6 protein-coding genes are annotated in these 8,990 nt (G+C 36.8%); 1 reads left to right on the top strand and 5 read right to left on the bottom strand.

Annotated elements, in window-relative coordinates; translation table 11 throughout:
• Window positions 1-418, top strand: a 418-nt coding sequence (locus AB8B65_RS13715) for a VOC family protein (RefSeq protein ID WP_405301685.1), incomplete at its 5' end; no start/stop codon positions are given.
• Window positions 419-768: 350 nt separating this feature from the next.
• On the opposite strand, the gene AB8B65_RS13720 is transcribed toward AB8B65_RS13715, so the two are convergent.
• From AB8B65_RS13720 to AB8B65_RS13740, 5 genes are all read right to left on the bottom strand, one after another.
• Complete coding sequence (locus AB8B65_RS13720) at window positions 769-2,166, bottom strand: MFS transporter (protein ID WP_405301686.1); 1,398 nt, start codon at window positions 2,164-2,166, stop codon at window positions 769-771.
• A 77-nt stretch (window positions 2,167-2,243) separates the two neighbouring features.
• Window positions 2,244-2,450, bottom strand: a complete 207-nt coding sequence (locus tag AB8B65_RS13725) for a hypothetical protein (protein WP_405301688.1) — start codon at window positions 2,448-2,450, stop codon at window positions 2,244-2,246.
• Window positions 2,443-4,686 (bottom strand): beta-glucosidase BglX, encoded by a 2,244-nt coding sequence (gene bglX / locus AB8B65_RS13730; RefSeq protein WP_405301689.1) that lies wholly within the window; start codon window positions 4,684-4,686, stop codon window positions 2,443-2,445. The genes AB8B65_RS13725 and bglX overlap by 8 nt, the downstream gene beginning before the upstream one ends.
• A 1-nt stretch (window position 4,687) precedes the next feature.
• Window positions 4,688-5,668, bottom strand: a complete 981-nt coding sequence (locus tag AB8B65_RS13735) for an SMP-30/gluconolactonase/LRE family protein (RefSeq protein WP_405301691.1) — start codon at window positions 5,666-5,668, stop codon at window positions 4,688-4,690.
• A gap of 67 nt (window positions 5,669-5,735) precedes the next feature.
• A partial coding sequence (locus tag AB8B65_RS13740; protein WP_405301692.1) for a VCBS repeat-containing protein occupies window positions 5,736-8,990 on the bottom strand: 3,255 nt, incomplete at its 5' end.

Below are 8,990 nucleotides of genomic sequence, written 5' to 3' on the forward strand. Positions count from 1 at the left end.
TGAACGTTCCATAGATTTTTATGCGAATAAGATGGAATTAAAACAATGTCGTTTTGACAAGGAAAGACGCATTGCCTTTTTCTGGATTGGAGAAGACAAAAAAGCAATGTTAGGTTTATGGGAAAAACCTAAAGAAGAAATTGATATTCGCCATTATGCGTTTGAGTGTGATCCAGATTGGATTCAAAACGAATCCGAGAATTTTTTAAAATCTCAAAATATTACTTACTGGAATTTTTTGAATGATGGAACAAAAGGTCCCATGGTTTTTGTTTGGATGCCCGCTATTTCAATCTATTTCAATGATCCAGACGGACACGAACTTGAATTCATTGGAGTCTTAGAAGGAAAAACGAAATCAAATACTGAAAAAAGAGTCGTTACTTATAAAGAATGGCTAAAACTAAAAGATGCATAAGAATCTAGCTAAAAAAATAAAATGGAATCTCATTTTTTCACTTATAAGTGGCTGTTTAATTATAGGAATCGTTCTTTTTATAACTGTGATTAAAACTTATTTTCCACGCCCAAAATTTGACCCTGATGGTACATTCGTCACCATATTTATACTAGTTCCTCTAATTATTCTATCAACAGTTTTAGCGCTGATCGCTATTATAAGAACTAAAAAACAAGTTCAATTTTTAAACTCAAAAAAACACAGTATTCCAATTTATGTTATGTCAACTCCGATACTTATTTTTTGGGTAATTTTCTTTTGTTACCTAATCAAATTCTTATTAACAAGATCTTAAAAAAATCATCAAACTAAGACAATCGCTCCGCACGTCTTTCATCTAATGCTATTTCAACCTCTTTTACCTTCTTTGAAGTTAACGGATAAAATAACAAGGCTACAATTCCAACAAGTACAAATATGGCGGGTACAATACTCATATTCAACTTGATTCCTTCTAACATTTCGGGAGTTTTCACCACAGCTTCATCACCATTATAGTTATACCAATTTAAAATCATAAGTGTCATAAATCCTGCCATTCCGCCACCAAATTTCATGGCAAATGTTCCTGCCGAATAGATCAATCCTGTAGCACGGCGTCCGTTTTTATATTCCGAGTAATCGGCAGCATCACCCAACATTGCAAAGAATAATACTGGCATTAATCCTGCGCCAAATTCAGAGATAATTCCCAAGGTAAAAATAGTCCCAACTTCATTCGCATCTAGCCAATACATCGCGCCTGCCGTAACAGCAGAAAATAAAATACTGATGATAAACAATCTTGCTTTTCCAAACTTTCGCGTCAACGCAGGTGCAAAAACGGTAGAAATCATAGAGATAATTAGCAATGACAAAAGGTACAATCCTGCCAATCCATTTTTCCCGCCCCAAGCGGTTAAACTACCAAACAGATTATTTTCGTCATTTACATAATGTGTAAAGTAATACATGGTTGCACTTTGCTTGATCACGTTATAGGTTACAAATACAAATCCTATAAATAGTAAAATTAACCAAGCTCTATTCTTAATTAAATCTTTGTAGTCTTCTTTTATGTCATTGGTTGCAATTGCTGGCACACGCTCACGAGTTGTGTAAAAGGTAATTAAAGAACAACCTGCCAAAATAAATGCCAATACATACATGGTATATTGATATCCTATATTTTCGTCTCCTTGCCCTAAATAATCTACCAATGCAATGACACCAATTGTAGCAATAATTCCGCCAAAGTATGCGCCAAAGAAACGATAAGAAGAAAGTTCAGTACGTTCTTTAACATCACTCGTCATTACGCCCATTAACGCAGAATACGGAACATTATTCGCGGTATAAGTCAACGTGTAAAAGATAGAAGTAGCATACGCCCAAATGATTTTTCCTGTCAAACTCAAATCTGGTGTGGTAAATTGTAAAACTAAAGCAATTCCAAATGGCAACGCTGTCCATAACAACCAAGGACGAAATTTTCCGTATTTACTTTTGGTACGATCGGCAATATTTCCCATAATCAAATCGGTTACACCATCTCCCAAACGAATTACAAATATTAGTGTCGCTGCTACTGCGGCTTCCAATCCAAAAACATCGGTGTAAAATATAGGCAAAAAAGGACCGATAGTTCGCCATGCAATATTTGCTGCCGTATCGCCTAATGCGTATCCAATTTTTTCTTTGAAGGTTAATTTCGTTTGTGTTGACATGTTCCGAGTTTTAATTTTATTTGATGATATTTGTTGGCGAATTTTTATGGAAAGATGCATTCCGTACGTCGACGCTTCTAATACATCAAATTGCGTTGTTTCATGCGTTTTTGAATGAGTTGAAAATTATCTTTAAGATACATCCGCTGGAGATTTTTAATGTTATTTATTGAATGAAATACATCTGCATCTACAAACAGAATTCCGATAGTTTCTACAAGAAATTTTCCAACGGTTATTTTTCCGAAACTACTTATTTCATTAACGACAGAGAGCTTATTCATAACTAAATTTTGCCGTTTTTCCAGTGGCTGAATGTTGCCCAATCCAAACATTAAAAACACCTTTTTCTACACCAAATTCCTCTTGATTGTCATAGTATTTTAAATCATCCAACGAAAGTGTAAACATAATTTCTTTAGATTCATTCGGTTGTAAAGAAACACTTTGATATCCTTTTAATTCGCGTACAGGTCGTGTAATACGTCCAACTACATCTTGCACATACAATTGCGCAATGTCACTTCCTTTTCGTTTTCCTGTATTTTTCACGGTGACTTTTACCGTGAGTGTTCCTTTTTCAGAAATTGCATTGCTTGAAAGCGTCAAATCACTGTATTCAAATGTGGTGTAACTTAATCCATAACCAAACGGATATTGTGGCAAATATCCAATGTCTAAATAGTGCGATGTGTTTCCTAGTGAGCTTTGCCACGCGCCAATTGGAATGCTATCCATTTGTACAAATTCTTCAGGAATTACAGGTCTTCCTGTGTTTTTATGATTGTAAAATAACGGCAATTGTCCCGCTACTTTTGGCCATGTTACAGGCAATCTTCCGCTTGGTTCGGCAACTCCGAAAATCATATCGTAAATTGCAGGTCCGCCCATTGTTCCAGGATGCCACGTCATTAAAATGGCGTCTACATCATCAATTATATTTCCAACAGTAATTGGTCTTCCTGCCATGATGACTAATACGATTGGTTTTCCTGTTTTTGCTAATGCTTTGATGAGTTGTTCTTGCGCTCCAGGCAGATTTATATCAGCTCTACTATGTGCTTCTCCAGAAAGAATGGCTTCTTCTCCACCAATGAACAGAATGACATCTGATTTTTTAGCCGCTGCAATTGCTTTTGAAAAATCTTTGGTCGATTGGTCTCTACTGTATGCTAAACCTTCTACAAAAGTGTAGTTTGCATTTTTGTCGTGAAACACATTGACTGGTGTTCTTGTATATTTTCCATCACCATCAAAAGACCAAGTTCCGAGCTGTTCTCTTGGTTTGTCTGCCAACGGACCAATTACAGCAATGTTTGTTTTGTTGTTTAATGGTAAAATATTGTTTTCATTTTTCAACAATACCGAACTTTTTATTGCGGCTTCTTTTGCCATTTCTAAATGTGCAGCTGCATATAAATTATTGCTATTATCTACACGAAATGGTTTTTCAAATAAGCCCATTCTGAGCTTGACTCTTAATATATCTGCGACTAAACTATTGATTTTCGCTTTTGTTATTTTCCCTTCTTCCAATAATTCTTTGGTATACGTTTCAAAAGTTTTGCTCGTCATTTCCATATTTAAACCTGCGTTTAAGGAAAGTTCCGCTGCATGTTTTTGATCTTGGGCAAAACCGTGTGGAATCATTTCTTTGACAGCATCCCAATCGGATACGACAAAACCGTCAAAGCCGAAATCTTCTCGCAATACGTTTGTCAATAATCTTCGATCGCCCGAAGCTGGAATTCCGTTCATTTCATTGAAAGCTGTCATAAAAGTTTGTGTACCTGCTTCTACTGCCGATTTGAATGGCGGCAAATAGATGTTGTGCAATTGCGCATCACTAATTACGGCGGTGTTGTAATCGCGTCCGCCAATTGCGGCTCCGTAACCGATGAAGTGTTTTGCACAGGCAATCATACTTGTAGGATCGTTTAAACTATCGCCTTGAAAACCTTTCACATAGGCTTTTGATAGCTTTGCAGCCAAATACGGATCTTCACCTGGCGATTCGGCAATGCGTCCCCAACGACTGTCTCTGGCAATGTCTAACATGGGTGCAAACGTCCAACGAATTCCGAAAGAAGCGCCTTCTACAGCCGCAACTCTGGAGGAATTTTCCGCTACTTGTGCGTCCCAACTTGCTGCCATTGCGAGTGGAATTGGGAATATGGTTTTGTATCCGTGAATGACATCGCGCGCAAAGATTAACGGAATTTTGTTTGGACTTTCTTCTACGGCAATGCGTTGCAATTCGTCCACATAATCTGTATTGCTTACGTTTAAAAACGCGCCAATTTTTCCATCGCGAACGGCTTGTTTTAGCGAATCGGGCAATTTTCCTTTTACTCTACTTGATGTTCCGCGTAGGTTGAGTTGCCCTATTTTTTCATCGAGTGTCATTTTGGAAAGTAGTTCCGACACTTTTGCTTCGAGTTCGTTTGTTGGTTTTTGTTCCGTTTCGCAAGCAATTAATGTGAATACGATAATGCAAACAAGTGTGTATATTTTTTTCATATTAATGTGCTATTTCTGCATAAACTGGCATGATTGGCTTTTTGAAAAACGTACTTTTTACGCCTTTTACATCGAGTTTTATTTTGAATAGTGAACCTGCTAATGGATATTTCGCCTTTTCTTCATCTGTCATGTCTAAATTTGATGTTGTGATGTATAAAATATCTAGGTCTGCACCACCAAATGCACAAGCAGTAACATTGTGTGCAGGTACTTTTATTTTTTGGATGAGTTTCCCCGTTTTCGGATTGTAATTGGCAATACAGTTTCCATTCCATAAGCCAACATACAACATGTCGTTTTCGTCAATTGCCATTCCGTCCGGCGCTCCTTCTGTTGTTGGAATTGTAACAACAATTCTTTCATTAGAAATAGTGCTTGTCGTTACATCAAAATCAAACGCGCGAATGTTTCCCGTTGGCGTATCAATATAATACATGGTTTTGTGGTCTTTGCTCCATACGATTCCGTTAGAAATAGTAATGTTTCCAAGCATTTTAGCGACTTCTCCGCTTTGACTTACTTTGTATAGATTTCCGCCAGGATTCGTCTGCGAATAATCCATTGAGCCAACCCATAAGTTTCCGTTTGGATCACATTTTCCGTCGTTTAATCGTGTTCCTTTATTTTCTGCTTCAACATCCGTTAATTTTTCAATTTTTTCTGTACCAATATCTACTACATATACACCATCATTTAGTGCGACTATGACTTTGTCTTTTGCTTTTGAAGGCACAACAGTACCAATTGGTGCAGGCATTTTTATTTCTTTGTTTGTATTGTTTACGGGATTGTAAACATTGAGTGTTTCTCCAATAATATCTATCCAATATAGCAGTCCGTTGTTGTAATCCCAAAAAGCGCCTTCGCCCAATTTAGCAGGTATTTCATAAGCTAATTCTGCGATAAGTTCGGTAGATTTTGTATTCGTTTTGCAACTCATAAGAGCGATAAGCAGAAAAAATAAAGTTGTTTTTTTCATATAGGTGTTGTTGGTGTAAAAAGTCTGTTTGTGTATTGTTATGACAAACTGTATTTGTTGTGTGTTATTATTTGTTGTGTTTGATGAATTGTATAAAGTCATTATTTTTTATGGAAAGAATGTATGGTGTATTTCCAATGTTTATGTGTTGTAAATCTTTTACGTCGCCTGTAGTGAAAAATCCGCTTTGCGAAACTGGTATTGCTTGAAAGTTTCCGTTTCCATCACCTTTTAAGAACGCGCCATAACTTGCATCATTTCTTGGCGTTTCTACTTCGGAATTGTATAAGTTTCCAGCAATGAGCGCATCTAAATGTCCATCATTATCATAATCATCAATTAGTATTTGGTTGATGCTTGATAGTTGCGCTTGTATTGGCAATTGGTGAATTTTGAAACCGTTTTTTGTGTTTTCTAAATAGATACTTGCAAACGATTTTATTTGATAGTGTAATGCTTCTTCTAGTTTTTTCTTTCCGTACACATCAATGAGCGTTGCCGTTGCGTATTCGTCGTAGTTTTTGAATTTTTCTTTGATTCCTGGTACTTGTTGTGAGGAACATTGGCGACCGCGCACAGGATATTGTTCGCCATCATCGTAGTAACTGAGAACGATGTCTTCTTTTTTGTTTTTGTCAAAATCTTCCACATATATATCGAAGGTTTCGTCTTCGGTAGCTTTGTATTTGTAGTTAAGTCCGTTGTTTCCTATGATGTAATCCATATCGCCATCATTGTCAAAATCACCTTGATTGATGCTCCACCACCAACCTGTAGTTTCTTGCAGCTTCATTTTTTCGGTCATGTTTTCAAAAACACCTTTGTTGTTTTGTAAAATGGTGACTGGCATCCATTCTCCGACAAGGATAATATCGTCCCACGAATCGTTATTGAAATCGGTAATGATTGCGCTTGTTGCCATTCCGATTCCTTCGAGAGAAGATGCCGTTTTTTTTGTGTGATCTGTAAATTGTATAGCCATTTTTGTTGAATTGTTTTCGAGAAGATAGCTTGATGTTGGAAACGGATATTTCCCAGGCGTTTGTCTTCCTAATACTAGCAAATCTCGCTTTCCATCTTTGTTATAATCTAATGTGTACGTTCGCGATCCGCTAATGTTGTTGTTTGGAATTGCCGTTTCCGATTTTTGAAATTGACCGTTTCCATCGTTGATGTATAAGCGATCTTTTAGAAAGTCTGATTTTTCAGAGAATTCATATCCGCCACTGACAACATATAAATCTTGATCGCCATCTTGATCGGGATCAAAGAATAAAGCGCCTGTATCTTCTGAGATTTTGTCAGCATCAAAAGCTGTTGTTTTTTGTGGTGTAAAGCCTTGTTTTGTTTGTAGATATAATGTAGCAGGTATTCCGAATGCGCCACCGACATAGATATCTTCTAAACCATCATTGTTTACATCTGCGGAAGCAATTGCAGGTCCGAGCGTAGACATTTTGTGTGGCAATAAAACTTGTTTTGCAAAATCGTCATAATCGTTTTCTCGGTGTTTGATGGTTTTGGAAAGTGTTGTGTTGGTTGTAAAAAGGTGTTTGGTGATCGGTTTTGGGTGTTTGGTTTTGGGAACTGCTTGATCGTGATTGAGTACAAGTGTTTGGTTGGTTTTTATATTTTTTTGTATGAAGATTTTCCCATCGTTCCAAATTACTTTTAGACTGTCTATTTGTGTTGCTTTGTCCAATCCGAAATGTAATTCTGGTGCAACAGATGATTGAAATCCTCTTGTTAAGGTTAATTCTTGTATTTGTTGTTTTTCATCAGCATGTATGATAACGCGTGAACCTAAACCGTGTTTGTTTGTGTTGGTTCCTTTGAATTGAATTTTTAAGTAATTGTTAGTTGCATTGTTTTGAAATATGACTGCTTCTTGATCTATGTTATTGAGAATGATTTCTAAATCGCCATCATTGTCTAAATCGGCATAGACAGCGCCATTTGAGAATCCTTTGTGTTCAATTCCCCAATCTTGATTGACTTTTTCAAATTCCAATCCGCCAAGGTTTTGAAACATAAAGTTATCTATTTTTTCACTTGGAATTTGCTTGCTTTTTTCTAGAAGTGATAGTTTGTCGTATGCTTTTTTTCCTATTTTTTTGAAGAAGTCTTTGTTATTGATTTCTTTTCGTGTTCCGTTGCTTACAAATAAATCTTTGTGTGAATCGTTATCGAAATCGGCAAATAATGGTGCCCAACTCCAATCGGTAGACGAAGTTCCTGTGAGTCGTGAAATGTTAGAAAATTTTGGCACGTCATTTTCGCTAAATCCAGTATTGAGTTGCATACAATTGTGCATGTACTGATAGTGAAATCCGTATAAAACTGTTTCATAGAATAATCGCGGATTCATGCTTGCCATGTTTGCTTTTTGGCGGCGATTGCTGTCTGCATCCATGTCTGCTTGAAAGATATCTAAGAAACCATCGTTATTAATGTCGGCAATATCAACGCCCATTCCGTAAAATGCGGTTTGATTTGTGGCTTCCTTGATGACTTCTTTGAACGTTCCATCTTGATTGTTGATGTACATAAAATCGGGAATGCTGTAATCGTTAGAGACATAGATATCGAGCCAACCGTCATTGTTAATATCTGCGGCAGCGATACCGATAGAGAAACTATAGTTTTTTACGCCGGCTTCTTCCGACACATCGGTAAACGTTTCGCCATCGTTTCTGTAGAGTTTGTCAGATTCAATCGAATTGACATTCTCCATACGATTTTTATAAATCATGTTGGACGTAGATGGATGCGAGATTGGATAGTTAGCCAAATACATGTCTAAATCGCCATCATTATCATAATCGAAAAAAGTAGCTTGAATTGAGTTTCCTTCATCTGCAATACCGTATTTTTCGGCAGCTTCCGTAAAGGTGTTGTCTTTGTTGTTTAGGAACAGTTGATTTTTTTTGTTGCCATCTTTCCCTGCTACTGAACAGTAGATGTCTAAATATCCATCATTATTAATGTCAACCATTGTCGTTCCTGTGTACCAACGATTGTCACCTTGTGTGTTGCTTTTTGATGAAATGTCTTGAAAGGTTAAATCGCCTTTGTTTACGTAGAGTTTGTTTTCGACTTGATTTCCTGTGAAGAAAAGATCGGATAGTCCGTCGTTATTGATATCGCCTACGGAAATTCCGCCGCCCATATAAATGGACGTATAGTTGAAATAATTTAGCGAATCGGTTTCAACCAATTTATTATTGAAAGATACGTTTGTTCTTTGTGCTTTTAATTTTGTAAAAAGCTTTGCTGCAACAACCGTTTCGTTGTTGTTTTTTGCACAACTGTATATGAGAAG

The organism is Kordia sp. (assembly GCF_045105435.1).
Classification (GTDB): domain Bacteria; phylum Bacteroidota; class Bacteroidia; order Flavobacteriales; family Flavobacteriaceae; genus Kordia.

Bases quoted from the DNA above. Each gene is read 5' to 3' on its own strand.
- AB8B65_RS13720 (WP_405301686.1), bottom strand. From the start codon at position 2,166: ATGTCAACACAAACGAAATTAACCTTCAAAGAAAAAATTGGATACGCA.
- AB8B65_RS13725 (WP_405301688.1), bottom strand. From the start codon at position 2,450: ATGAATAAGCTCTCTGTCGTTAATGAAATAAGTAGTTTCGGAAAAATA.
- bglX (WP_405301689.1), bottom strand. From the start codon at position 4,686: ATGAAAAAAATATACACACTTGTTTGCATTATCGTATTCACATTAATT.
- AB8B65_RS13735 (WP_405301691.1), bottom strand. From the start codon at position 5,668: ATGAAAAAAACAACTTTATTTTTTCTGCTTATCGCTCTTATGAGTTGC.